The sequence below is a fragment of the Pseudomonas aylmerensis genome (genome assembly GCF_001702265.1).
Classification (GTDB): Bacteria; Pseudomonadota; Gammaproteobacteria; order Pseudomonadales; family Pseudomonadaceae; genus Aquipseudomonas; species Aquipseudomonas aylmerensis.
In genome coordinates this window covers 25,465-48,760 of record NZ_MAUE01000037.1, presented here as the reverse complement: position 1 = coordinate 48,760, position 23,296 = coordinate 25,465, and the positions used below count along the sequence as shown (strand labels likewise).

Annotated in this window: 23 protein-coding genes; 7 read left to right on the top strand and 16 right to left on the bottom strand. The window is 64.1% G+C overall.

Features of this window, described 5'->3' with window-relative positions; genetic code table 11:
* Positions 1 to 52: 52 nt before the first annotated feature.
* On the bottom strand, positions 53 to 610 hold the full coding sequence (locus BBG20_RS23390) for a hypothetical protein (protein WP_083221467.1): 558 nt from the start codon (positions 608 to 610) through the stop codon (positions 53 to 55).
* 125 nt (positions 611 to 735) lie between these two features.
* On the opposite strand from BBG20_RS23390, the gene BBG20_RS23385 reads away from it, so the two are divergent.
* Positions 736 to 1,413 carry a class I SAM-dependent methyltransferase gene (locus tag BBG20_RS23385; protein ID WP_065907627.1) on the top strand — a complete coding sequence of 226 codons (678 nt, stop codon included), beginning with the start codon at positions 736 to 738 and terminating at the stop codon, positions 1,411 to 1,413.
* A gap of 5 nt (positions 1,414 to 1,418) precedes the next feature.
* Here the strand turns inward: BBG20_RS23385 and BBG20_RS23380 are convergent, their stop codons facing one another.
* Positions 1,419 to 2,621 carry a TPM domain-containing protein gene (locus tag BBG20_RS23380; RefSeq protein WP_065907625.1) on the bottom strand — a complete coding sequence of 401 codons (1,203 nt, stop codon included), beginning with the start codon at positions 2,619 to 2,621 and terminating at the stop codon, positions 1,419 to 1,421.
* 45 nt (positions 2,622 to 2,666) lie between these two features.
* Positions 2,667 to 3,476, bottom strand: coding sequence for a diaminopimelate epimerase (dapF, locus tag BBG20_RS23375; protein WP_065907623.1), 810 nt, complete (start codon positions 3,474 to 3,476; stop codon positions 2,667 to 2,669).
* A gap of 116 nt (positions 3,477 to 3,592) precedes the next feature.
* On the opposite strand from dapF, the gene BBG20_RS23370 reads away from it, so the two are divergent.
* Positions 3,593 to 4,627, top strand: a complete 1,035-nt coding sequence (locus BBG20_RS23370) for an alginate lyase family protein (RefSeq protein WP_065907622.1) — start codon at positions 3,593 to 3,595, stop codon at positions 4,625 to 4,627.
* A gap of 167 nt (positions 4,628 to 4,794) precedes the next feature.
* Here BBG20_RS23370 and BBG20_RS23365 read toward each other — a convergent pair whose 3' ends face one another.
* Positions 4,795 to 6,396: a L,D-transpeptidase family protein gene (locus BBG20_RS23365; RefSeq protein WP_065907621.1), complete on the bottom strand. Its 1,602-nt coding sequence runs from the start codon at positions 6,394 to 6,396 to the stop codon at positions 4,795 to 4,797.
* Positions 6,397 to 6,435: 39 nt separating this feature from the next.
* Between BBG20_RS23365 and BBG20_RS23360 the strand changes: the two genes are divergently transcribed.
* On the top strand, positions 6,436 to 7,149 hold the full coding sequence (locus BBG20_RS23360) for a murein L,D-transpeptidase catalytic domain family protein (RefSeq protein WP_065907619.1): 714 nt from the start codon (positions 6,436 to 6,438) through the stop codon (positions 7,147 to 7,149).
* 29 nt (positions 7,150 to 7,178) lie between these two features.
* The gene (locus tag BBG20_RS23355) at positions 7,179 to 7,925 is read left to right on the top strand and encodes a creatininase family protein (RefSeq protein ID WP_065907618.1); all 747 of its coding nucleotides are present in this window, start codon (positions 7,179 to 7,181) and stop codon (positions 7,923 to 7,925) included.
* Positions 7,926 to 8,531: 606 nt separating this feature from the next.
* On the opposite strand, the gene BBG20_RS23350 is transcribed toward BBG20_RS23355, so the two are convergent.
* Positions 8,532 to 8,873: a hypothetical protein gene (locus BBG20_RS23350; protein WP_065907613.1), complete on the bottom strand. Its 342-nt coding sequence runs from the start codon at positions 8,871 to 8,873 to the stop codon at positions 8,532 to 8,534.
* A 34-nt stretch (positions 8,874 to 8,907) separates the two neighbouring features.
* Positions 8,908 to 9,552, bottom strand: coding sequence for an ATPase (locus BBG20_RS23345; RefSeq protein ID WP_065907612.1), 645 nt, complete (start codon positions 9,550 to 9,552; stop codon positions 8,908 to 8,910).
* Between the two features lie 131 nt (positions 9,553 to 9,683).
* Here BBG20_RS23345 and BBG20_RS23340 point away from each other — a divergent pair, with 131 nt between their 5' ends.
* The gene (locus BBG20_RS23340; RefSeq protein ID WP_065907610.1) at positions 9,684 to 9,947 is read left to right on the top strand and encodes a hypothetical protein; all 264 of its coding nucleotides are present in this window, start codon (positions 9,684 to 9,686) and stop codon (positions 9,945 to 9,947) included.
* Here the strand turns inward: BBG20_RS23340 and BBG20_RS23335 are convergent.
* The 8 genes from BBG20_RS23335 to BBG20_RS23300 form a co-directional block, all read right to left on the bottom strand.
* Positions 9,924 to 10,763, bottom strand: a complete 840-nt coding sequence (locus tag BBG20_RS23335) for an amidohydrolase family protein (protein WP_065907608.1) — start codon at positions 10,761 to 10,763, stop codon at positions 9,924 to 9,926. The two genes, BBG20_RS23340 and BBG20_RS23335, sit on opposite strands and share 24 nt — an antisense overlap.
* 29 nt (positions 10,764 to 10,792) lie before the next feature.
* Positions 10,793 to 12,073, bottom strand: coding sequence for an MFS transporter (locus BBG20_RS23330; RefSeq protein WP_065907606.1), 1,281 nt, complete (start codon positions 12,071 to 12,073; stop codon positions 10,793 to 10,795).
* 97 nt (positions 12,074 to 12,170) lie between these two features.
* Positions 12,171 to 12,902, bottom strand: coding sequence for a GntR family transcriptional regulator (locus BBG20_RS23325; RefSeq protein WP_065907604.1), 732 nt, complete (start codon positions 12,900 to 12,902; stop codon positions 12,171 to 12,173).
* A gap of 111 nt (positions 12,903 to 13,013) precedes the next feature.
* Complete coding sequence (yfcF, locus tag BBG20_RS23320) at positions 13,014 to 13,646, bottom strand: glutathione transferase (protein ID WP_065907603.1); 633 nt, start codon at positions 13,644 to 13,646, stop codon at positions 13,014 to 13,016.
* 97 nt (positions 13,647 to 13,743) lie between these two features.
* Positions 13,744 to 14,292: a DUF924 family protein gene (locus tag BBG20_RS23315; RefSeq protein WP_065907601.1), complete on the bottom strand. Its 549-nt coding sequence runs from the start codon at positions 14,290 to 14,292 to the stop codon at positions 13,744 to 13,746.
* Positions 14,293 to 14,351: 59 nt separating this feature from the next.
* Positions 14,352 to 16,805, bottom strand: coding sequence for a TonB-dependent receptor (locus tag BBG20_RS23310; RefSeq protein ID WP_065907599.1), 2,454 nt, complete (start codon positions 16,803 to 16,805; stop codon positions 14,352 to 14,354).
* A 90-nt stretch (positions 16,806 to 16,895) separates the two neighbouring features.
* On the bottom strand, positions 16,896 to 17,849 hold the full coding sequence (locus BBG20_RS23305) for a FecR domain-containing protein (protein WP_065907598.1): 954 nt from the start codon (positions 17,847 to 17,849) through the stop codon (positions 16,896 to 16,898).
* Positions 17,846 to 18,343, bottom strand: coding sequence for a sigma-70 family RNA polymerase sigma factor (locus BBG20_RS23300; protein WP_065907596.1), 498 nt, complete (start codon positions 18,341 to 18,343; stop codon positions 17,846 to 17,848). The genes BBG20_RS23305 and BBG20_RS23300 overlap by 4 nt, the downstream gene beginning before the upstream one ends.
* A 133-nt stretch (positions 18,344 to 18,476) precedes the next feature.
* Here BBG20_RS23300 and BBG20_RS23295 point away from each other — a divergent pair, with 133 nt between their 5' ends.
* Entirely contained in the window at positions 18,477 to 19,631 is a 1,155-nt protein-coding gene (locus tag BBG20_RS23295; protein WP_065907765.1) for a DUF1624 domain-containing protein, read from the top strand.
* 350 nt (positions 19,632 to 19,981) lie between these two features.
* Here the strand turns inward: BBG20_RS23295 and BBG20_RS23290 are convergent, their stop codons facing one another.
* Positions 19,982 to 20,587, bottom strand: coding sequence for a LysE family translocator (locus BBG20_RS23290; protein ID WP_065907594.1), 606 nt, complete (start codon positions 20,585 to 20,587; stop codon positions 19,982 to 19,984).
* A gap of 141 nt (positions 20,588 to 20,728) precedes the next feature.
* Between BBG20_RS23290 and BBG20_RS23285 the strand changes: the two genes are divergently transcribed.
* Positions 20,729 to 22,372 (top strand): sensor domain-containing diguanylate cyclase, encoded by a 1,644-nt coding sequence (locus BBG20_RS23285; RefSeq protein ID WP_065907593.1) that lies wholly within the window; start codon positions 20,729 to 20,731, stop codon positions 22,370 to 22,372.
* 84 nt (positions 22,373 to 22,456) lie between these two features.
* Here BBG20_RS23285 and BBG20_RS23280 read toward each other — a convergent pair whose 3' ends face one another.
* On the bottom strand, positions 22,457 to 23,293 hold the full coding sequence (locus BBG20_RS23280; RefSeq protein ID WP_065907591.1) for a phosphodiesterase: 837 nt from the start codon (positions 23,291 to 23,293) through the stop codon (positions 22,457 to 22,459).
* Between the last annotated feature and the right edge of the window lie 3 nt (positions 23,294 to 23,296).

Genomic DNA, 23,296 nt, shown 5'->3' with positions numbered 1-23,296 from the left:
GCGGGCCTTCAGCACGTGATGGCCGGCCGTTTGCGCACACAGGCCGTGGGCATCAATCATTGGAGATCAACGTGCCGGTGCCGGCGCTGGGATAGATGATCTCCTGGGAGTCGAGGTCCTTGATGCTCGAATAGGTGCGGTATTGAGTGCTGTAGTTCGGCCCCACACCGCGGGTGCTGGCGGTCAGGCGGTAGCTGACCAGGTAGCGTCTGCCGGCCTTGAACTCCACGTCGTCCGCGCCTTCGTTGCAGAACGCACCGCCGGTGCCGAGGGCGTTCATCGACACGTTGCACCAGCGCAGCGAGTGTTTGCCTGGGCTGAGCTTGAGGGCCTGTTCGCCGCTCACGTTGAGAATCGACTGGCGACCCGCCCCCGGCAACGTTACGCCGTCGACTTCCACCGCAAGTGCCAGGCGGTGAAACGGCACGCCCAGCTCGCGTTCGCGCCAGGTGTCGAAGTACACCAGCACCGCGTCCGGCGCGTTGTTGGAGAGGTCGACAGGGTGGAGTTTTTCCGGCGCCCAGTCGCCCTGGTAGTTCTTGTAGTGGTAGTCGGAGCAGGCGCCGAGCAGTGGCAGGGTCAAGATGGCAGCGAGTTTCAGCAGTTTCATCGGGGGGAACGGTCCTTGTGGTCGATGAGATCCTATCGACATCATCGTGGATTTCTTGAACCGATTGCCACTGCCGATTTGCCACAGTAGGGTTTAGCCCTCGCCAACCCCGCAGGAGCCCTGCCATGAGCTTTTTTTCCGACCCCGACGCCGTCGCCCGTTACGCCGAAGGCCCTGTGCGCCTGGTGCCGGGCTTCGATGGCCTGCAGCGCATGACCACCCTGCTGCTGCGCGAAAGCGTGCCGGCTACCGGCACGGTCCTGGTACTCGGCGCGGGTGGCGGCCTGGAGTTGAAGCGCTTTGCCGACGCCGAGCCGGGTTGGCGCTTTGTGGGGGTGGACCCGGCGGCCGAGATGTTGAAACTGGCGCAGGCGACATTGGGCCCGCTGAATGAGCGCGTCGACTTGCACGAGGGTTACATCGACACGGCGCCGCTGGGGCCGTTCGATGGGGCCACGTGCTTGCTGACCTTGCACTTCATCCCGCAGGAGCAGCGCCTGCAAACCCTCAAGGCATTGTGGCAGCGCTTGCTGCCAGGGGCACCGTTGATTGTGGCGCACCACAGCTTCCCGCAGGCCGCGCAAGACAAGGCCCGTTGGTTGCAGCGCTATGCGGCGTTCGCGGTGGATTCGGGGGTGCCGGTGGCGGACGCCGAGCGGGCGATTACCGCGATCAGCGCGCAGCTGCCGGTACTATCGCCCGAGACGGATGAAGCCTTGATGCGCGAGGCCGGGTTTGAAGGGGTGGAGCTGTTTTATGCCGGCTTCAGCTTCAAGGGCTGGGTCGGCTACAAGCCGCGCTAGCGGCTTTACCAGCTCCCTGAAGCCCCGCCGCCGCCGCTGGAGCCGCCGCCACCGGACGAGCTGCTGCTGGAGCTGGAGCTGCTGGAGCTTGAACCGGATGAACTGCCGCCCGAACCGGAACCCGAGCCGGCGGCGGTCTTGCCAAAGATGAACAGCGCCACGAACGAAGCAATCGGAAACGCCACCAGCCAGCCGTCACGCCCGGCGTCGGCGATCAACCCGGCGGCCACGTACACCGCGACCGCCGCCAGCAGCCGCACCGCAAATCCCATGGGGCTGGTCTTCCAGGCGTCTCTCATGACCACCCACAGCGCCAGGTACGCCCCCAGGACGGCCAGCGCGCCCAGGGGCAAGGCCAGCCAATGGACAAAGCTGACCGCCACGAAACGGTCCGCCACCAGCAAGGCCGCGATGTAGGCCAGCAACCCGATCACGCAGTAAAACACCGTGCGCGCCAGCCACAAGGCGCCGAAGGTCGCGCCGCCGATCAGGATCGTCAACGGCAAGAGCAGCAGGTACATCGGCCAATCCCGCCCACCGGCCAGTGCCGCCAGCGCCACCGAGACCCCGACGGTGAGCATCAAGGCCTGGCGCCAAGGCAGCTTGCCGGCGGCCATCAGCACGCCGCCGATGCCGCCGACGATAAACGCCAGTAACACCGCCACCGCCTGGGGATTGATGCCGGGGCCGGCGACCTTGGGCAAGTCGCCGCCGTCCACCAGCACCACCAGGTCGTTCACGCCCAGGGCCACGCCGCCGGCGAAGTCGCCCTGGCGAAATGCCGGGGTGATGTGTTCTTCGATGATGCGGTGGGCGAGCAGGTCGGTGACGGTGCCCTCAAGGCCGTAGCCGACCTCGATGCGCACCTTGCGGTCGTGCTTGGCCACCACCAGCAGGATGCCGTCGTTGACGTCCTTGCGCCCCAGTTTCCAGGCGCGAAACAGCTGGTTGGCATAATCCTCGATGCTGCTGCCGCCCGTGGTGGGCACCAGCAGCACGGCCACCTGCGCGCCTTTGCGTTGTTCAAGGGCGGCAAGTTGCTCCTTCAGGCGGGTGGTGGTGCCAGGGTCGAGGGTGTTGGAGAGGTCGATGACCCGTTGGTCGAGGGCCACGCCGATCGGCGAAGTGTCGGCCTGGGCGCTGATGAACAGGCTGCAGGCCATCAACACCAGCAGACTCAAGACGGATTGCTGCAACCACCGCATCATGATTGTTACCTGAAGTTTCTTCCTGAAGGCGCCGACTGTACCTGATCAACACTCGAACGCGTAGGCGCTGCCCTGCATCACCGGCGCCACACTGCCGGTCAGCACGACACCGCCCTGCCCGTCCCAGTGCACCGTGACCGTACCGCCATCGCACTGCACCTGCACGGTGGCGTCGAGCAGCCCACGCCGGATGCCATTGACCACCGCCCCGCAGCAGCACGAGCCGGACCCCAGCGGCACGCCGCCACCGCGCTCCCAGATGCGCAGGCGGATATGCCCGCGATCGAGCACCTGCACAAAATGCACATTGGTCTTCGCCGGGAACAACGGATGGATTTCCAGCGCCGGCCCCAGCGCCGCGACGTCGACAGCGGCGATGTCCTGCACAAAAAACGTGCAATGCGGGTTACCCATGCTGCACGCCGCAGGACGTCCCTCGATGGGCAACGTGCGCGTATCCATGGCCTCGGCGAGCGGCACCGCGGCCCAGTCCAGCGACGGCGCGCCCATGTCCACCGACACTCGCCGCCCCGCCTCGCGCACGCACGTCAGCAGGCCGCGATCGGTGCGCAGTACCACCGAATCGGCGCCGGTTTCATGCATCAGCCGATCAGCCACGCCACGGGTGGCGCTGCCGCACGTGGCCAAAGGCGTGCCGTTGGGGTTCCAGAACTTGATGCGTGCGGCGGCGTCTTCGCAATCGAGCACCACCGCCAGCTGGTTGAAGCCGATGCCGGTGTGACGGTCGCCTAGGCGGCGGGCGACTTCGGGGGTGATCGGGTCATCGAGGCCACGGCGGTCGATGATGATGAAGTCGTCGCCATGGGCGTGCATCTTCACAAAGGGCAAGGTCATGGCGCGTCCTGGTATCGACCGGTGGGTGCGCCAGCATACTGAGTTGACGGGAGTTTCATCAAACGCTCGCCGGCTGCGTGCTAGCGTGACGGGGTTCGCGTCCGGCAGAGCTTTTCATGAAAAAAACCATCTTGACCCTGGCTGCCATACTGGCGGCGTTTACCCACGCGGCCTCGGCGGCAAGCCTTTGCCAACCCGTCGCGACAAATCCCGCCTCCCCCGCGCTGCTCGTGGCGGCGCAACGTCACGTGGGTGACCTGCCCCAGCCCCTGGCGCATGTGCACACCGAAGGCACCTTGCCGCACCACGGCATTCGCGAGCAGAGCATCGCGGCCGAACAGGACTGGCCGGTGATGCGCCAGGCGGCACTGGCCTGGCGCTTGAGCGGCGATGCGCGTTACCTCAAGCAGGTCGATGCCTACCTCGCCGCGTGGGCCGGGGTGTACCAACCGGACTTCAACCCCATCGACGAGACCAACCTCGACATGCTGATCAGCGCCTACGCGCTGACCGCCGACCATCTGGACCCGGCTACCCGCGAGGCCAGTCGCCGCTTGATCAGCCAACTGGGCAACGGCTACATCGCGCGCATCGAACAGTTTCACCCGCCGAAAAAAGGCACGCAGACCAATAACTGGCAGAGCCACCGCGTCAAGTTGGTCAGCGTGGCGGCGGCCGCCTTGGGGGACCGGGTGATGCTGGAGCAGGCCTATCACCTGTTCAAGCAGCAGGTCGCCGACAATATTCTGCCCGATGGCTCGGTGACCGACTTCCACGACCGCGACGCCCTGCATTACGTGGTCTACGACCTTGAGCCGCTGGTGCAGGCCGCGCTGGCGGCCAAGCCCTACGGGGTGGGTGGCAACTGGCTGACCAGCACCGCCAATGGCGCATCCCTGGGTGCCGCCCTCGATTGGCTGGTGCCGTATGCCACGGGTGAGCGCAGCCATCAGGAGTTCGTGCACACCCATGTTCAATTCGACAAAGACCGCGCCGGCGTTGGCGAGGCTGGCTACAGCGGCGCCTGGCAGCCCAGGAGCAGCGCAAGCCTGTTTTGGCTGGCTGCGCAACTGGACCCGCGCTACCGACCCGTGGCAATGCAGCTCTCGGCCAAGCCGGCAGACTGGATCAGCGCCTGCTATTTGAAATAGGGCATCTGGGCGTGTGGCCGTCGGGGCGGGAGCAGTTGCGGGAGCACGGTGTTCGGCGTCAGCCATCAGGCGGGAGCGGATGTTGGGGGTGTGATGGGGCTGCTGCGCAGCCCAACGCGGGGCAAGCCCGCTCGCCACAGGAGCCCAGGGGCCAGGGTTTGGGTGGGTTAGAGGACGCTGCCCATCGCCTTCATCAATACCGGGTCACGCGCGTAGATGTCCGGCGCGTAGACCAGGTCGCCCTGGCCGTCGACCTGCACGGTCCAGTAGCCCAACAACACCGGTACCGGCGTGGCCAGGCGGAATTCGTGGGTCAGGCCGGTAGCCAGCAGTTCGTCGGTGCGCGCGCGTTCGGCCGGGCTCACCAGCAGGTCGCGCAACAGCAACGGCTGCTCGACCCTCACGCACCCCGAACTGAACGCCCGTGGCCCTTTGGTAAACAGCGGCTGGCTCGGGGTGTCATGCAGGTACACCGAGTAGGGATTGGGGAAGCGCATCACAATCTTGCCCAGCGGGTTGCGGGGGCCGGCTTCCTGGCGCAGGAGGATATTGCCAGGGCGCGCCCAGTCGACCTGGTCGGGCGCCAGCGGGTGGCCTTGGGCGTCGAGCACCTGCAGGTTCTGCTGGCGCAGGTATTCGGGGTTGAGGCGAATTGCTGGCAACTTGTCCTCGCGCATGATGGTCGGCGGGATGGTCCAGGTGGGGTTGAGGGTCAAGCGGGTAATGCGTGACTTGAGCAGCGGCGTCTGGCGTTCGGCGCGGCCCACTTGCAGGCGGGTTTGCCACACCGGGATGCCGCTCTGGTACACGCTCAGTTGCGCGGCCGCCACGTTGACGAGCACGCCTTCGGGTTCCAGGTCCTGGGCCAGCCAGCGAAAACGCTCGAGGTTGATGCGCAGTTGTTCGCGGCGCACGGCCGGGCTGACGTTGAGTTCGGCCACGGTGCCGGTGCCGATCACGCCGTCGGCCTGCAGCGAGTGGCTGAGCTGGAAGGCCTTGACCGCCTTGACCAACTCGTCGCGATATTGCCTGCTGTTGCCGGTCGGTGCCTTGGCCAGGTAGCCGCCGCTGTACAGGCGCCGCGCGAGTTCGGGCACGCGCGGGTCTTCCATGCCCGGGCGCAGCAGCGGGCCGGTGGCGACCGGGTCCCAATGCGGCAACGGTCGTTGGCGCACGGCGGAATAGGCGTTGCGCAAGCTGCGATAAAGATCGGCGCTGGGGCGCGCCTGGTCGAAGGCCTGGGCCATGTCCTGCAGGCCGGCGGCGGCAAAGGCCAGCACTTCGGTATCCGGGTCATGGGCCGGCGGCTGCGAGTGCCACAGGGGCTCGAAGCGCGACTGCTGCAGGCGCCCGTAATGCAGATCCTGCAGGGCTTGCAGGTACTGCCGGCTGCTGTCGATATCGCTGCACAGCACGTTAGCCGTGGCGTCCTCCGCAGGCAGGCTATAGTGGGTGGGGTCCAGGCCGTCGTCGGCGAGCATCAGCAACTGAGCGTGCAACGCTTGCCGACGCTCATCGGCGGTCCATAAAGGCACATCGCCCTGCTGCTGGTAGAAGGCTTGCAGACGGGCTTGCACGGCGGCATCGATCTGCGGCGCCAGGCTGGGGCAAACACTGGCCAGTTGCCCCAGGGCCTGCTGCACCGGCGCCGTGGCGACCAACGTTGGCGGCGCGACGGGTAACGCGGCGTCCGGCAGCGCATCGGCTGTCGCGACCAATGGTGCAACGAGCAGGCAAATGCTCAAGTAACATGCGTGTTTTTTGAACAATGGCTTTGCTCCAATCCACAGTGGGGGGATGTACTGTAGATGCTGACTTTTTTCTGCCGCCTCGGTTTGATAGCCGTAAGCCTGGCCGCGTTGAGCAATACTGCGCTCGCCGCCAATGGCAATCCTCCTTCCTTGTATAGCAGCCTGGCGCGCTCGGCTCCAGAACTCAATCCCACTGTGCTCAAAAGCGCCCTGAGCGCGGTGCAGTGCGCGGTCAACAACGGCGAGGAACGCTCAGAGCGCCTGGCCGTCATTGACTATTCGCAGCCATCGACCGCTCGTCGGCTGTGGATCTTCGACTTGCGCAAAAAGACCCTGGTACTGCGCGACCTGGTGGCCCACGGTGCCAAGTCCGGGGAAAACTTCGCCACCCAGTTTTCCAACCAGGAAGGCAGCCACCAATCCAGCCTGGGCCTGTTTAGAACCCAGGAAAGCTACCTCGGCGCCCACGGCTACTCGCTGCGCATGGACGGCCTGGAGCCGGGCTTCAACGACCAGGCCCGCGACCGCGCCCTGGTGATTCATGCCGCCGACTACGTCAGCCCCTTGTGGAGCAAGCGCGAAGGCCGTATCGGACGCAGCCAGGGTTGCCCGGCCGTGCGCCCGCAGGTGGCACGCCAGGTGGTGGATAAGCTCAAGGATGGGCAGTTCATGTTTTCGTGGTACCCCGACCAGCGCTGGCTGAAGTCCTCGACGTACCTCAATTGCAAACCCCAACAGGTGGCGAGTAGTCGTACAATCCGTGGCGGATAGCCTGTCCCACAGATAAAAGAGAGCATCGCATGCTGCTACACAAATCCACCTGGATCGAGATCGGACAGTTTCTGGAACGCAGCCGCACGGTGGTGATCCCCATCGGCTCCAACGAACAGCATGGCCCAACCGGCCTGCTCGGCACCGACTGGATGTGTCCGGAAATCATCGCCCATGAGGCGCAGAAAAACGCCGACATCCTGATTGGCCCCACTTTCAATATCGGCATGGCCCAGCATCACCTGGGTTTCCCCGGCACCATTTCGCTGCGCCCTTCCACCTTCATTGCCGCGATTGGCGACTGGGTGCGCTCGCTGGCGGGGCATGGTTTCGAAAAGATCCTGTTCCTCAACGGCCATGGCGGCAATATCGCCACGATTGAAGCGGCGTTTTCCGAGCTGTACGCCGAGGCGAGCTTCGGCCGTCGCCCCGCCGGGTTTGCGCTGAAGTTGGTGAACTGGTGGGATCTGGAAGGCGTCAACGAGTTGGCTCACCGCCAATTCCCGGTGGGCCATGGCAGCCATGCCACGCCGTCGGAGATTGCCGTGACGCAATGGGCGTACCCGGAATCGATCAAGTCTGCCGACTACTCGCCGCAAATCGCCAACACCGGGCCGATCCGCGAAGCCCTCGACTTCCGCGCACGCTTCCCCGACGGACGCATGGGCTCCGACCCCGCGCTGGCGACCGTGGAAAAAGGCGGTGAACTGGTGGCATTGGCGGCGCAAGGGTTGGTCAAGACAGTCAACACCTTCAGCAACGAAGCCAAGCCCTAGGTCCTGCACCGACTAAAAATGTGGGAGCGGGCTTGCCCGCGAAGGCGGTGTGCCAGTTGATGCATTCGCTGGCTGATCCACCGCTTTCGCAGGCAAGCCAGCTCCCACACTTGATCTGCGTACACCCGGGGTCTCAGGCCCCATCCCAAACCCCTGTGGGCAAGGGCTGGCCAGCACTTTCAGCCTCGCAGCCAAACCCCGAGCCCTGCACACATCAAAAAAATGTGGGAGCGGGCTTGCTCGCGAAGGCGATCCGTCAGTTGATGCATTCGCTGGCTGATCCACCGCTTTCGCAGGCAAGCCAGCTCCCACATTTGATCTGCGTACACCCGGGGTCTCAGGTCCCTCCCAATCCCCCGTGGGCAAGGGCTGGCCAACACTTTCAGCCTCGCAGCCACCCCCCGATCCCTGCACACATCAAAAAATGTGTGCGGGCTTGCCCGCGAAGGCGGTGGGTCAGTCACCGCAACTATCGACTGAACCACCGCTTTCGCGAGCAAGCCCGCTCCCACATTGGGGATGTATTTCAAGTTGGAACCGGGTTGTGCAATCCGCTCAAAGGTTGGCGCGTCCACATCCCCGCACCAGGCGATGCGCTGCCGGCAGTTACTTGCATTCCTGCGCGGCAAGCTCCAAACGAGATGGCGTGATCGTCGACGCCAGCGGCTTGCGCTCGTACAAGAACACTTTGCCGCCATCCTGCGATTTGTAGGCTTCCAGCACGTCATCGGCGGCGATCTTGCTGGTGAGTACCACTTTGGCGTGACGCGAGTTTTGCGTCACGGTCGAGGTGATCCCGTGTTTTTCAAGTTTCGGTACAACACACTGCACATAGGCTTCTGGGCCCTTGCTGGTTTGCAGGGTCAGGGTGGGTGCATTCGGAGCGGAAACACAACCGGCCAGTAACAGGGAAGCAAAGGCCAGGGCCGGGACGAAAAAAGAGCGCATGAAAAATTCCTGAAAATAACTAAAAAAGGTCACATCAACTGGCACGAATCAACGCTTTGAGCGATGCATCGAACTGCTTCAAGGCATCAAGCTGTACATCGCGCTGCTGTTCGATCTGCGCAGCAATCTCCGGTGCGGCCTTGTCGTGCACCCACACCGATGGCAGCTGTTTGTGCACCGAGCCTTCGGCCTTGGCGATGTATTGCAGGTTCGTGTCATAGAACCGCGCAATAAAACGCGCCTCGACCTGGTCGTTACGCTGGGTCAGCAGTTGGTTGTGGGTGTCGAGCATCACCACCACATCGGGGTGAGCCTGCATCAGAGCATCCAGGTTGTCGTACACGGTGACCGACAGGAAGGTGCCTTGCAGCGAGCTCATCAACCAATCGATGGCCAGTTCCGGGTCGGAGCTGTTGACGAACGCCTCGCGGATACGCCCGTCGAGAGCATCCTTGGCGCCATTCAAGGCCATGTCGTGGTAGCGTTCAAGGTAGCTGAGATTGTCGCGGGTGTTGTCGCTCAGCAACACACCCACCGATTGCGCACGCTGCAGGGAGTCTACGCTACCGACGATAGGTAGCAAATGGCCTGTGGGCAGTTCATCGGCGATTGCCGCCGTGTTCATGACGACAGTGCCCAGCATCAGGGCCATCAAAGCCAGTTGGATAAATGTCCTCATCGCGCATTTCCTTGAGCAGCGTCTTGATGAGGCGATTTTCCGCCTTTCCTGTAAAAACAGAACTTGCGATGCTTGATGGTGACTATTATCTGAACCGATAGTGCGCACATAAAACTTATAAGGACCACGCCATGAAGCCCCACCAGAAAACCTTCGACCGCATCCGCGAGGCCGTACTGCCGGAGTTTCGCGAGCGGGTCGCCGATTACCTGGTCGACTATGAAACCGTGCTGCAGAACGACACCGCCGATGCCGAGCAGGTGAACGCCAGCGCCCAGCAACTGCGCGGCTATCTGCGCGGCTTGAACACCACACGGGTGCTGGGTATGGCGGATTGGGAAGACCTCGACCGCCGCGTGGAGCAGGCCTGGCTACGGGTGGTGGAAGCCGAATAAGCGGCTCGGCGTATCGACCAGCAACGCCTGCTCGACCTGCGCCGAACAGCCCAAGGCCTGGCGCTGCTCAACCACACTGGCATAGCCCGTGGACGCTTCATGTTGGGTGTGCGGCCAGTCACTGCCCCACACCAGCCGATGCCGACCGAAACTTTGCAGCAGCAGCGGCATGGCCTCGCGCGCAAACACCAGGTTCTGCTCGGGCGTGCCGGCCAGGCGGTAGATACCCGAGACTTTCAGCCACAGGTGGCCGCTGAGTCCCAGTTCCAGCAGCTCGGCAAACCCGCGTTGCTCAACCCCTTGCCGGGCATCGGGCCGGCCAAAGTGATCAATCACCAGCTTGACCCCGAACGGAATCAAGTGCCGAACCAGTTGCGGCAAGTCATCCACCTCGCGGTGCAATTCCACGTGCCAGCCGAGTTCGGCGATCAGCGCGAAAAACCCTTTCCAGCCCGGCCCGGCAAAATCCGGCAGCGCACGCCCCACCAGGTTCAAGCGCACCCCCACGACGCCCAGGCGGGCCATGGCCTGCAAGGTATCGCGACCGACTTTTGGGTCTACGACGACCACCCCACGCAACTGACCGGGCGCCTGCCGCAGGGCCGCGAGCAGGTATTGATTGTCGGTGCCGAGGAAGCTCGGTTGTACCAGCACGCCGTGGCTGAGACCATTGGCGTGCAGGTGGCTGAGGTAATCCCCCAGCGTGGCGTCGTACCCAGGGGTATAGCGCCGCTCACCGGCCAGGGTCAGCGCCTGGCTGAACACATGGGCGTGGGCATCGATGCCGGTGATGGGCGTGGAGCAGTTATCGAGCATGGTGGTCGTCTTTCATCCGTAAATAGGTCTCAGGCCTGCGCGCGCTGGCCGCTGGGGACGCTGTCGACCGGCGCCGCTTCCAGCACGCGGCCACGGGTTTCCGGCAGGCACAGGGCGGCAATCACGGCGACCCCGTAGGCAATCCCGGCATCAATGCCGATGGCCGAGCCCAGCGACATCGAGTCGCTCATGTGCCCCACCAGGAACGGGAACACCGCCGACAGCACGCGCCCGAAGTTGTAGCAAAAGCCCACGCCGGCACCGCGCACATCCGCCGGGTACAGCTCGTTGAACAACGCCCCCAGGCTGGCCGGAATGCCGGCGGCGAAGAAGCCCAGCGGGAAGCCTAGGAACAGCATCTGCGTATTGGTCAGCGGCAGGAACACATAGGCCTGCACGGTGACCACGCAGCACAGCGCGAACAGCACGATGTTCTTGCGCCGGCCGATGCGGTCGATCAGCAAGCCACTGACCACGCAGCCACACCAGAACGCAAAAATGATCACCGCCAGGTAGCCACCCGAGTTGAGCACCGACAGGTTGCGCTCGGTCTTTAGGAAGGTCGGCAGCCAGGTCATCACCGCGTGGTAACCGCCATGTGCGCCCAGGCCCAACAGGCCGCCAAACAGCGTGACGCGAATCAGCTCGGGGCGAAAAATCCCGGCCAGCGACTTGAAGAAGCTCTGCGGGATGACCTGCTCTTTTTGCAGGCGCTGGAAGCTGTCGGGCTCTTCCACATTGCGGCGCACCCAGATGATCAGGAACGACGGCAGCAGGCCCACCACGAACATCACACGCCAGGCCATGTCCTGCGGCACAAACGAATAGATCAGCGCAAACACCCCGACCGCCACGCCCCAGCCCACGGCCCAGGCGCTTTGCACGGTGCCCATGACCTTGCCGCGATACTTGGGGTTGATGGTCTCGGCCATCAACACCGCGCCCGCCGCCCACTCACCACCGATGCCGAAGCCCTGCAGGGCCTTGACGATCAGCAACTGGTGGAAGCCGGTGACAAACGCCGAGATAAACGTGAAGAACGAGAACCACAGGATCATCCACTGCAGGGTGCGCACCCGGCCGTAGCGGTCGGACAAGGTGCCGCCGACCCAGCCACCGATGGCCGAGGTAACCAGCGTGACCCCGCTGATCAGCCCGGCATCGCCCTTGCTCAAGGCGAACGCGGCGATCAGGGCCGGGATCGCCAGGCCGAACATTTGCACTTCCAATGCATCGAGGGACCATCCGCCGAAGCAGGCCCAGAACGTTTTGCGCTCCCGAGGAGTGACTTGGCGATACCAACTGAACATGATTTTTATCCTTATAGGTCAAACGCGAGGCAGCCGAGCACGAACCGCGCCGTTGCAAGGCCAGTGTTGGCAAACACGTGAAACTACGGGTGGTGCGTCAGCGGATATCCACGCGGTATCGGAAGTGCTCGGCGTGCCCGCGCGAGCGGCGCCACTCCAGCGGCTGCCCGGCGTAATCGCGGGCCAGGCGCTCGATCACCACCACCGGGCTGTTGACCGGCACCTGCAGCAGCCGCGCGTACACCTCGTTGACCGACTCGGCGGTAAGGGTCTCCTCGGCCGAGGCCACCACTTGTCCGCAGACGCTTTCATACACCGGGTAGAGCAACGGGCCCTGGGCGGACAAGTCGATGTCGAGCAACGCCTGGAAGCGCTTGCGCGGCAGCCAGATCTCTTCCGCCAGCAACGGCTGCACGTCCAGCAGACGGGTACGCACGATGCGAATCACCTGGGCTTCGGCTTTCAGGCCGAGGACCTCGCTGACTGCAGACGGTGCTGTCACGGACTCCACCGTGAGGATGCGGCTCTCGGGCACCTGGCGTTCGCCCGAGGGGCCTTGGAAACGGAAGAAGCGAAACAGCGAAGACTGGAATTGCGGGCGACGTACGAACGTGCCACGGCCCTGCTGGCGCTCAAGGATGCCCTCGCTCACCAGCGCATCCACCGCCTTGCGCACGGTGCCGGTGGAGATCTCGTATTCGGCGGACAGCACCGCTTCGGTGGGAATCGCTTCGCCAGGGCGCCAGCGATTGTTGGCGATCTGTTCGACCAGATGGTCGCGCAGGCGTTGATAGAGCGGCAGACGGGCATCACTGGAGAGCGTATTCATGGGGCCACATTCACTTTGTTATTTAGTCATATATATGAATATGGCGAGAGTATTTGCCGCGCGGGTGACGCCTGTCAAGGGCGCCACCGCAGGCGGGGGATGAATGGTGGCTTAAAGCGCAGGGCGTGGCAGGTTGACCCATTCCTGCACAGACGGCCGCGCCCACTGGCGCTGCGCGTAATCAACCAGCCCGGCGGGCACGCTGTCGCCGTTGAGAATCAGGCGATTGAGCATCACCGCAAGGTCCACATCGACAATCGACCACGCGCCGAACAGGTACTCCGGGTTACCCGCCAGCAGCGCCTGCGCCGCACTGATCAACGTACCTGCCGCGACCTCGGCCGCCGGCGACAGCGGCGGCATTGTCTGCCCGCAGAACACCACCAGCGTCGAACGCTCCTGGCGGATCGGCAGCAAGTCGCTGCGCAGCCACGCCTGCACCTGACGCGCCCGTGCCCGCTGCCTTGGCTCGACCGGGTACACCGGCGTGTCCGGGTAAAGGTGCTCCAGGTACTCGGTGATCGCTGACGACTCCGACAGCGCAAAATCGCCGTGCACCAGCGTGGGCACGCGCTGGGTCAGGGACAGTTGGGCGAAATCGGCGGTGCGATTTTGCGCGGCGTCCAAGTCCAGGGTCACCACATCGAAGTCCAGGCCCTTTTCGCGCAGGGCGACGAACACCGACATCGCGTAGGGGCTGGTGTAGAGCGAATCAACATAGAGGCGCAACGGGGGCTGGTGCATGGCAGGGTCTCCTTGGGTGAAACCCCACGCTACGAGATGTCCGCCGAGAAAGACAATGCGCTGTTTTTATGGGGGCATTCCTCGCGGGAATAGCCGCTCAGCCGGCGAACCCGCCCTCCTCCAGAAAGCTGCGCTCGTCGGGTGTGGTGAGCCTGGCCAACACGTCGTTGCGGTGCGGAAACCGCCCGAAGCGCTCGATGATGCGCGCGTGCTCCTTGGCCCAGCGGTAGGTGTTGGCGTCCAACGCCGCGTTGAGCGCCACAGAGCGTTGCTGGTCAGCCGCATCCTCCGAGTGCTCAAACGGCAGGTAGCAGAACGCACGCAACGCGAGGTCCACCTGCTGATCGAGGCCGGCATCGACCATGCGCCGGGCATACAGGCGCGCCAGCGGGTCGGTGGCGAACATGTGCGCGGTCCCGCGAAACGCATTGCGTGGATATTGGTCGAGCAGGATCAACAGCGCCAGCGCGCCGTCAGCCGTGTCCAGCCAGCCTTCCAGCTCACGCCGGGCCGCTTGCAGGTGGGTGGCGTGGAAGGTGTCGCGAAAGCTTGCGTCAAACCCGTCATCCTTGGCGAACCAGCGCTTGGGGCCGGCGTGCTGCCAGAAATCGATGACGGACTGCGGCGTGTGTTCGGTCGTACTCACGGTGGCTATCTCCTGTAGGCGCCGGTTGGCCGGCACCTACAGTGGACCGTAGTGGGCGCTTAGAAGTCCACGGTGGCCGACAGCTTGATCGTGCGCGGCTCGCCCTGGGTCAGGTAGTTGTTGGCCGTCGATGCGGAAGCCCAGTACGCCTTGTTCGCCACGTTCTCGACGTTGGCGCGCAGGGTGACGTACTTGTCGTCAGCCTTGAAGCCATAGCGGGCGCCGAGGTCGACGCGGGTCCAGGCCGGGATGTTCAGGGTGTTGGTGGCGTTGACGTATTCCCCGCCGGTGCGCAGCAGCCGTGCGTTGACGGCGGCGCCCTGGAGGCCCGGGATGTCCCAGTCGGCACCCAGGTTGAACTGGAAGCGCGGCACGCCGGCGGCGCGGTTGCCATCGGTGGCGCCGTTGGAGGTGTTCTGCAATTCAGTGTGCATCCACGTGGCACCCGCCAGCAGGCGCAGGCCGTCGATGGGCTCGCCGAACACGTTCAACTCGACGCCTTTGTTGATTTGCTCGCCGTCGACATTGAACGTGCGGGTGCCGTTGGGGAACTGCGGCGTCACACTGTTGGGGTTGTTGTTGGTCGCGCTGTTGGGCTGTTCGATGCGGTAGACGCCGAGGGTCGCACCGTAGTTGTCCCAATCGAGCTTGACCCCGGCCTCGGTCTGTTTGCTGCGACTCGGCGGGAACACGTCGCCGCTGTTGGTGATGTCGACCGCCGTCGGCACCGTGGGCCCCTGGGCCAGCCCTTCGATCCGGTTGGCATACAACGACACGTGCTCCCACGGCTTGACGACCAGCCCATACACCGGCGTGGTGATGGACTCGCCATAGTTCGCCGTGCGCGCGCCGCTGGTGGTGTTCCAGCCATCCACTTCGATGGTCTGGCGACGCACGCCGACGGTCAACAGCACGCGGTCGTCGATGAAGCCGAGCGTGTCCGAAACGGCGGCGCTCTTGATACGGTTCTTGCCGACGACACGCGGGTCGTGAATGTCGCTGCCGAAGTAAGTGACGGTCGGGCGAGGCAACTGGGTCGGGTTGTACAGATTGCCCGGCCGACGGTTGGCCTGCAGGATCGCCTCGAACGCCGAACGCTGCTCGCCCCAGATGCCAGACAACCCGAGATTGACCTGATGGGTCACCGGCCCTGTGTTGAAATGCCCGTTGAGGCCGGCCATGGCGCTCTTGTTGTCTTCATCATGGGGTGAGTACAGGAAGCCGACGCGGCCGCTGCCGTCGTTGCCCACGTACAACGATGAATACTGGCCATTCTCGCGCGTGTGCTTGGCACCGCCGCCGACATAGGCGCTCCAGTTTTCAGTCAGGTCGTACTCGGCATTGAACATGCCGTAGGTGTCTTCCAGCTCCGACCAGCTCCAATCCTGCGCATAGTTGTCCTTGGCCGAAGGCGCCTTCGGCACTTTGGTGCCATTGGGGTACACCACCGAGCGGCCATTGTTGATGCGTTCTTTCTGGTAGCCGAAGTCGGTGGACAGGCGCAGGCGATCACCCCGGTAATCCAGGGCCACGGCCACCAGTTGCGAGCTTTTGAATTCATCCTCGATGGCAGTATCGCCGCCATGCCGGGCCAGGTTGACCCGCGCGCCGAAGCGGTTGTCTTCACCAAAGCGCTGGCCCACGTCGAGGTGGCCGCCGGCCTGGCCATCGGTGGTGGTGTCGAGGGTGACGCTGCGGGTGGCGATGTCTTCGGCGCGCTTGGGCACCAGGTTGACGCTGCCGCCAATGCCGCTGCCAGCCGGCGACACGCCGTTGACGAAGGCGTTGGGGCCCTTGAACAGCTCGACGCGCTCCAGCGCCTCGGTGGTGATGATCTGCCGCGGCAGCACGCCGTACAGGCCATTGAAAGCAATGTCATCGGTGTTCAACGGCAAGCCACGGATGGTGAACACCTGGGAGAAGTTGCCGAACCCGGAAGACTGGCGCACCGACGCATCATTGAGCAGCACATCGCCCACGGTGCGCGCCTGCTGGTCGGCGATAGTCTTGGCGGTGTAGCTGACCACGCTGAACGGCACATCGTTGATCGAACGATTGCCCAACACGCCCAATCGCGCCGAACGCGCGACCTGGCCACCGCCGTAGGTGTCCGCCTGTGCCCCGCCCTCGCCGCTGATGGTGGTAGCGCCCAGCTCCACCGCATCGCCGTTGGCCTGGGGCACCACGGTGTAGCCATTCGCGCCGGTGCTCTGCAGGGTATAGCCGCTGCCCTGCAGCAACTGCATAAAGCCCGCCTGCGCGGTGTAACTGCCTTGCAGGCCTGCGCTGTGCTGGTCATTGAGCAGCTTGGAGTCGAACGACAACGGCACGCCGGACAATGCCGCAAACTGCGCCAGCACATTACCCAACGGCCCGGCGCCGAGGTTGTAGCTGCGCGCCGCGCTGCTTGCCGGCTCGGCGGCCACGGCGCTGTGCAGCGGTGCGATGGCCGCGAGCGCGACGGCCAGGCTCAAGGCCTGCAAGGGGCGGATGGGGTGCGATGTGAAGGTCATGGGCATTCCTGTCGGCGCGGTGCAAAGTTGAGGGTTCTCCCCTACACCGCACGACAACGAAAAAGGTATCAGCGAACAGGCAAAAAAGTTTCAGCGTGGCTCAACAGTGACCCAATAACCGGTCAGGCTGCTGACCTTGACCGGCAACGTGTCCTGCAACAGGCGCAGGCTGGCATCGGTCTCGCGCAGCGGGAACGCGCCGGACACGCTCAACCCGGCCACACTGGCGTGACAGCGCAACACGCCCTGCCGGTAGCGGCCCAGCTCCTCGAGCAAATCCGCCAGGCGCATCTGCTGGGCCAGCAACATGCCGTTTTCCCAGGTCACTGCGCCCACCTCCAGCGGCGCCACCGCCGCCACGCTGCCACTGCCGAACGCGCTCTGTTCGCCGGCCTTGAGGATCAGCCCCCGGCTGGCATGCAGCGGCAGCATTTCCACTGCGCCGTCGATCACCGCCACGCGGCTGCTCTGCTCCCCGACCCGCACACTGAAATGCGTCCCCAGCGCCCGCGCGCTGCCGTGACGGGTCTGCACGCTGAACGGACGGTGCGTCGGCGCCGGGTCCTTGGCGGTGGTAATCAGCACTTCGCCTTGCAGCAATTCGATGCGCCGCACCTGATCGGTAAAGACGATATTCAGCGAGCTGGCGGTGTTGATCAGCAGGCGCGTGCCATCCGGTAACGTGAGGTTGCGCTGCTCGCCGATGGCGGTGTGCTGGTCGGCGGTCCAGGCCTGCCAGGGCTTGTGCTGCCAGGCCAGCCAGCTCGCCGGCCCCGCCAGCAACAACAGCCCGAGGGCCTGGCGCCGACCCAGGGCTTTCTTGCGGCCGATGCGCTTGAGGGTGTCGCCGGCAATCGCGCCGGGCACGCTGTTGAAATCGCCGAGGATCGCTTCCGCCCGCTGCCAGGCCTGGGCGTGCTGCGCGCTGCGGCACTGCCATTGGGCGATGGCGCGGCGATCCTCGTCGGTGGCGCTGCCGGACTGCAACTGCACCATCCAGTCAGCGGCCTCGCCGAGGATCAGCGGGTCGATCGACGGGCTCATGCCACGCTCAGGCAGGCGAGAAATGCATCGCGCATATAGCGTTTGACCGACACCAGCGACACCTGCAGGTGCTCGGCGATCTGCGCGTAGGTCAAGCCGTCGATCTGCGACATCAGGAAGGCCTGGCGGGTTTTGTCGGGCAGGTCGCGCAGCATGGCCTCGATGCGGTACAGCGCCTCGAGGATCAGCCAGCGGGTTTCCGGCGACGGCACTTCCTGCTCGGGCAGGTGGGCAATAGTCTCAAGGTAGGCGCGCTCGACTTCCTGGCGGCGCCAACTGTCGATCATCAGGCCCTTGGCGATATGCGTGAGCAACGCACGCGGTTCGCTGCCAAAACCGTTGCCGGGCTGGCGGGTGAGCAGGCGCATGAAGGTATCGTGGGCCAGGTCGGCCGCGTCGCTGGCGTTGCCCAGCTTGCGGTCGAGCCAGCGGTACAACCATCCGTGGTGTTCGCAGTACAGGTCCTGGATAGGCAGATTGAGGGGGGACGACATGCGAGTCACCGGCGCGGGGCCAAGGAGTAATTAAGAATTGATCGCATTCTAATCTGCACAACGAAGCACGGCAACGCGCAAATTAATGTTATAGGATAACGCTCCTCGCCCGCCTTGCCCTGTGATGCCGCCCATGACCGACGCTGTTCCCCAACGCCCACGCCTGCTGGCCATCGACGCCCTGCGCGGCCTGGTCATCCTGTTCATGCTGCTCGACCACGTGCGCGAAACCTTCCTGCTGCACCGCCAGGTCAGCGACCCGATGAACATCGACAGCACCGAACCCGCGTTGTTTGTGAGCCGCACCCTCGCCCACCTGTGTGCGCCGGTGTTTGTGCTGCTCACGGGTTTATCCGCGTGGCTGTACGGCCAGAAGTACCAGGGCCGGCGCGATGTGTCGGCGTTCCTGTTCAAGCGCGGGCTGTTCCTGGTGGTGCTGGAGTTCACCCTGGTCAACTTCGCGTGGACCTTCCAACTGCCGCCCAGCGTGATCTACATGCAAGTGATCTGGGCCATCGGCGTGAGCATGCTCGCCCTCGCCGCACTGGTGTGGCTGCCGCGTCCGTTGCTGATCGCGGTGGCCCTGGTGATCATCGCCGGGCACAACCTGCTCGATGGCCTGCACTTCACGCCGGGGTCGGCGCTGCAAAACGCCTGGGCGATTCTGCATGAGCGCGGTTGGATCGAGGTTGGCGACGCGTTGCGCCTGCGGATCACGTATCCGGTGCTGCCGTGGATCGGCGTGATTGCCCTCGGCTACGGCCTCGGCCCGTGGTTCGCGAATACCCTGCAGCCGGCGCTGCGCCAGCGCTACCTGTTGCTGAGCGGTGCGGCGGCGTTGCTGGGATTCGTAGTGGCGCGCGCGGCCAATGGCTATGGCGAGAAACCCTGGCAGGCCTATGACGACGGCGTGCGGACGCTGATGAGCTTTTTCAACGTCACCAAGTACCCGCCTTCGCTATTGTTTCTGGCGCTGACCCTGGGGCTCGGGTTGCTGCTGTTACTGGCGTTTGAACGTGCCGGACAAAAACGCTGGATCGGCGTGCTTGCCACCTTCGGCGCAGCGCCGATGTTCTTCTACTTGCTACATCTTTATGTGCTGAAAATGCTCTATGTCATCGGTGTGGCGCTGTTCGGGCTCAACCAGGGCAACTATTTCGGCGCCGACAGCATCGGCGCCATCTGGCTGGTCGCGTTAGCGCTGCCTGTGGCGTTGTACGTGCCAGTGCGTTGGTTCGCCAGACTGAAAGCCCGCCGGCGGGATTTGGCTTGGCTCAAGTACCTTTGACTCAACACGGCCGAGTGTAGGAGCTGGCCGGACTCCAATACATCTGACCCAACACGAACTAATGTGGGAGCTGGCTTGCCTGCGAAGGCGGTGTGTCAGCACCAGATGTATTCACTGACACGCCGCTTTCGCAGGCAAGCCAGCTCCCACATTTTTGACCGCATTCAGCCAGTCAGATGTGTGGTGGCTGCACACAAGCCACCACGCCTCGACCTGGACAGACTCAAATACCTCTGACTCAACACGGATTAATGTAGGAGCTGGCCGGACTCAAATACCTCTGACTCAACACAGCCTAATGTGGGAGCTGGCTTGCCTGCGAAGGCGGTGGCTCAGTACCAGATGTAGTCTCACGTTGAAACCAAATGCACATAGAACGCGTGAAACATGAAATACGCGCACACCGCCAGCGCCACGCCCATGCTCCGATTGAACAGCGTGAAGGCCGACGCCCCATTGATGCGCCGCCCCAGCACCGCGCCCAGCAGTGCATACACCCACGGCGCACCAAACGCCCCGAACGCCAGTAATGCCGAGACCCCGGCGATGGATGCCCCGGTAATGTGCGCCGCCGGCAACATCACACTGGTGATCGGCAACACTGCCATGATGCCCTTCGGGTTGAGCAACTGGATCACCAGGCCATTCCAGAACGTGAGGGTCCTGGTCGCAGGGTTTGCAGACTCTTCAACTTCGGTGCGCGCGTTGAACACCTGATAGGCGAGGTACAACGTGTACACCCCGCCAATCAACGAGATGTACGGCAGCACCGCCGGGGAGATGAGCGCTTCGCCGGTGTAGCCAAACAGCACGAACAACAACAGCATCGCGCAACCAACGCCGATGAAAAACCCGGTGGAGCGCCGGAACTGGCCGGTGAGCCCGGCATTCAGGCCCATGAAATTCACCGGACCTGGGCTGTACATGACACTGAAGGCGTAGAGGAAAATATCCATGGGGAACCAGCAATAGAAGAAGTGAGGCGAGTCTACTGAGCCGCCCTGGCGTGCTTCTTGAACGTTTGTGGTCCCAAGTGCTGGCACGCTCTGTGGTATTACGCCTACCCTGTAATAACGCCCAGTCGACGAAAGCCCCCCATGATCAAAGCCAGTCTGCGTAGTCACCTGACCCTGTGGTTTGCCGGTTTGTCGTTACTCACGTTATTGAGCGTGGGGGTCTATGTCGGCCATATCGCCACCGAACAGATGAAACAGGCCAGCGGCAACGCCCTGTTGAGCACGGCCCGCTCGACGGCGGCGCTGCTGGCGGTGCAATTGCGTGAACGCCAGTTGGAAGTCTCGCTGCTGAGCAAGGCGCCGATCATGCGCAAGGGCGACCTGGACGCGCCGGACATCCTGACCTTGATGGAGCTGCGCACCCAGTCGCGCGCCGAATACGCGTGGATGGGCGTGGCCGACGCCAACGGGCAAGTGCGCCAGGCGGTCAACGGGTTGCTGGTCAATCAGTCGGTGCAGCAGCGCCCGTGGTTCCAGGCCGGCATGCGCGGCGAGTACACCGGTGATCCTCACGAGGCGGTGCTGCTGGCCAAGCTGTTGCCGGGTTCGCCGAGTGGCGAGCCGTTGCGCTTTATCGACTTTGCCGCGCCGATTCGCAACGCACAAGGCGAAACCATTGGCGTGCTGGGCGCTCATGCGCACTGGCGCTGGGTGACGCAGATCGTCGATTCGGCCGTGATGCAAAAAGATGCGATCCCACAGATCGAGGCGCTGATCGTCGACTTCGATGGCAAGGTGCTCTACCCGGAGTTGCTGGCCGGCGAGCAAATGCCGCCAGACAACTTGCGCAGCGCGTCCGGCTGGTCGACCGGCAATGGCTACGTCACCGCCTCCATCGCCGTGCCGAGCCCGTCCAACGCGAAAATGACCTGGTACATCATGGTGCGCCAACCGCTGGATGTAGCGCTGGAGCCGGCGCGCACCCTGCTCTACAAATTGCTGGTGCTGGGCTTGCTGGCTGCGGTCGTGTTTGTGCTTGCCGCCTACTTCCTGGCCTCCTCCCTCAGCCGCCCGATCGAGCGCCTGGCCAAATCGGCCAAACAGGTGCAGAACCACCAGCCCGGCGCGGTCTTCCCTCAGGACCACCCCGTGCTGGAAATCGCCCAACTGGGTCGCTCCCTCACCGGCATGACGCAATCATTGCTCTCCAAGGAACGCGAACTGCAAGAGGCCAACGCCTCCCTGGAAGCCACCGTGGCCCAACGCACCGCCGACCTCACCCAGGCCAATGCCGACCTGCTCAAACTGGCGACCCACGACGCCCTGACCGGCGTGTTCAACCGGCGTCGCTTCGATGAAAAACTGGCCGAGAACAGCCTGCTGTTCCAGCGCACCGGGCGCACCTTCGCGCTGCTGCTGATCGACGCCGACTACTTCAAGCGCGTCAACGACACCTACGGCCACGCCATCGGTGATGACGTGCTGTGCCAGCTCGCGGCGCTGATCGAAAACACCACCCGCGCCACCGACTTCGTCGCGCGCTACGGCGGTGAAGAGTTCGCCGTGCTGCTGCCCGAAGTCGAGGAGCCGGACAGCCCCGAAGTGGTCGCCGAAAAAATCCGCGCGGCCGTGGAAGCTGCCGTGTTCCCGACAGTCGGCCATGTGACGGTGAGCATCGGCGTCGGTGTGGCCGAACCCTCGGACCGCGACTCCCTGGCGCTGCTCAAACGTGCGGACATGCGCTTGTACGAGGCCAAGGGCTCAGGCAGAAACCGCGTGGCCTGAGCCCCGTCCTGGACCGTGGCGAGGGAGCCTGCTACCGCTGAGGTGCGCAGCAGCGCCCGCCCCCGCCATGGAAAGCCCGATGCTTCAATCAATCAACCCATTCGCGTCATAAAACGGGTACGGCCCCGGGTACTCCCCGAACACGCCGTTGTGGCTGATCAACCCCTGTTGCGCATCCCAGCGATGCAGCAAGTACCCCGCCGGCTCCAGGTTGAAATGCGCCGGCGCGGTATCTTGCAAGTCCAGCACGATCTGGTGCGAAGTGCCGGGACACACGCAACTCATGCTGCCGCCGAAACGCCGCTGCATCGGCCGGTGCAGGTGCCCACACAATAGGCGCTCCACTTGCGGATGGCGGGCCACGACGGCTTCCAAAGCCGCCGCGTTGATGAAGGGCTCTCGGTCCATATGCCCGATGCCGCTGATAAACGGCGGGTGGTGCAGGATCAGCAGCGTGGGCGCGTCGGGGCGCAGTGCCAGCTGCTCGTCGAGCCACTGCAATTGGCTGTCCAGCAACTGCCCGCCGTGGCCGCCCGGAATGGTCGAGTCGAGGCCGATCAGGCGCAGTGGATGCGCGTCCACCACCCAGTCCAGCGGCCCCTCGGCCGAGGCCGGCAAATAGGCGTGATCACCGAACGCATCGAGCATCGGCCCGCGCGCGTCGTGGTTGCCGGGCACCAGGTAGACCGGCATGTGCAGGCGCGCCAGTTCAGGGTGCAGCACCGCGTATTCATCGGCGCGGCCGAAGTCCACCAGGTCACCGCTGACCACCACGATATCGGGCCGTGGGTGGCTGGCGTTCAGATGATCGACGGCGCGGCGCAGCGCACCGAGGGTATCGACCACGCCATAGGTGAGGCGCTGGCCGGCTTTAAGGTGCAGATCGCTGATCTGCGCAACAACAAAGGCACGATTGGACATAAG

Bases quoted from the DNA above. Each gene is read 5' to 3' on its own strand.
- BBG20_RS23390 (WP_083221467.1), bottom strand. From the start codon at position 610: ATGAAACTGCTGAAACTCGCTGCCATCTTGACCCTGCCACTGCTCGGC.
- BBG20_RS23385 (WP_065907627.1), top strand. From the start codon at position 736: ATGAGCTTTTTTTCCGACCCCGACGCCGTCGCCCGTTACGCCGAAGGC.
- BBG20_RS23380 (WP_065907625.1), bottom strand. From the start codon at position 2,621: ATGATGCGGTGGTTGCAGCAATCCGTCTTGAGTCTGCTGGTGTTGATG.
- dapF (WP_065907623.1), bottom strand. From the start codon at position 3,476: ATGACCTTGCCCTTTGTGAAGATGCACGCCCATGGCGACGACTTCATC.
- BBG20_RS23370 (WP_065907622.1), top strand. From the start codon at position 3,593: ATGAAAAAAACCATCTTGACCCTGGCTGCCATACTGGCGGCGTTTACC.
- BBG20_RS23360 (WP_065907619.1), top strand. From the start codon at position 6,436: ATGCTGACTTTTTTCTGCCGCCTCGGTTTGATAGCCGTAAGCCTGGCC.
- BBG20_RS23355 (WP_065907618.1), top strand. From the start codon at position 7,179: ATGCTGCTACACAAATCCACCTGGATCGAGATCGGACAGTTTCTGGAA.
- BBG20_RS23350 (WP_065907613.1), bottom strand. From the start codon at position 8,873: ATGCGCTCTTTTTTCGTCCCGGCCCTGGCCTTTGCTTCCCTGTTACTG.
- BBG20_RS23345 (WP_065907612.1), bottom strand. From the start codon at position 9,552: ATGAGGACATTTATCCAACTGGCTTTGATGGCCCTGATGCTGGGCACT.
- BBG20_RS23340 (WP_065907610.1), top strand. From the start codon at position 9,684: ATGAAGCCCCACCAGAAAACCTTCGACCGCATCCGCGAGGCCGTACTG.
- BBG20_RS23335 (WP_065907608.1), bottom strand. From the start codon at position 10,763: ATGCTCGATAACTGCTCCACGCCCATCACCGGCATCGATGCCCACGCC.
- BBG20_RS23330 (WP_065907606.1), bottom strand. From the start codon at position 12,073: ATGTTCAGTTGGTATCGCCAAGTCACTCCTCGGGAGCGCAAAACGTTC.
- BBG20_RS23325 (WP_065907604.1), bottom strand. From the start codon at position 12,902: ATGAATACGCTCTCCAGTGATGCCCGTCTGCCGCTCTATCAACGCCTG.
- yfcF (WP_065907603.1), bottom strand. From the start codon at position 13,646: ATGCACCAGCCCCCGTTGCGCCTCTATGTTGATTCGCTCTACACCAGC.
- BBG20_RS23310 (WP_065907599.1), bottom strand. From the start codon at position 16,805: ATGACCTTCACATCGCACCCCATCCGCCCCTTGCAGGCCTTGAGCCTG.
- BBG20_RS23305 (WP_065907598.1), bottom strand. From the start codon at position 17,849: ATGAGCCCGTCGATCGACCCGCTGATCCTCGGCGAGGCCGCTGACTGG.
- BBG20_RS23300 (WP_065907596.1), bottom strand. From the start codon at position 18,343: ATGTCGTCCCCCCTCAATCTGCCTATCCAGGACCTGTACTGCGAACAC.
- BBG20_RS23295 (WP_065907765.1), top strand. From the start codon at position 18,477: ATGACCGACGCTGTTCCCCAACGCCCACGCCTGCTGGCCATCGACGCC.
- BBG20_RS23290 (WP_065907594.1), bottom strand. From the start codon at position 20,587: ATGGATATTTTCCTCTACGCCTTCAGTGTCATGTACAGCCCAGGTCCG.
- BBG20_RS23285 (WP_065907593.1), top strand. From the start codon at position 20,729: ATGATCAAAGCCAGTCTGCGTAGTCACCTGACCCTGTGGTTTGCCGGT.
- BBG20_RS23280 (WP_065907591.1), bottom strand. From the start codon at position 23,293: ATGTCCAATCGTGCCTTTGTTGTTGCGCAGATCAGCGATCTGCACCTT.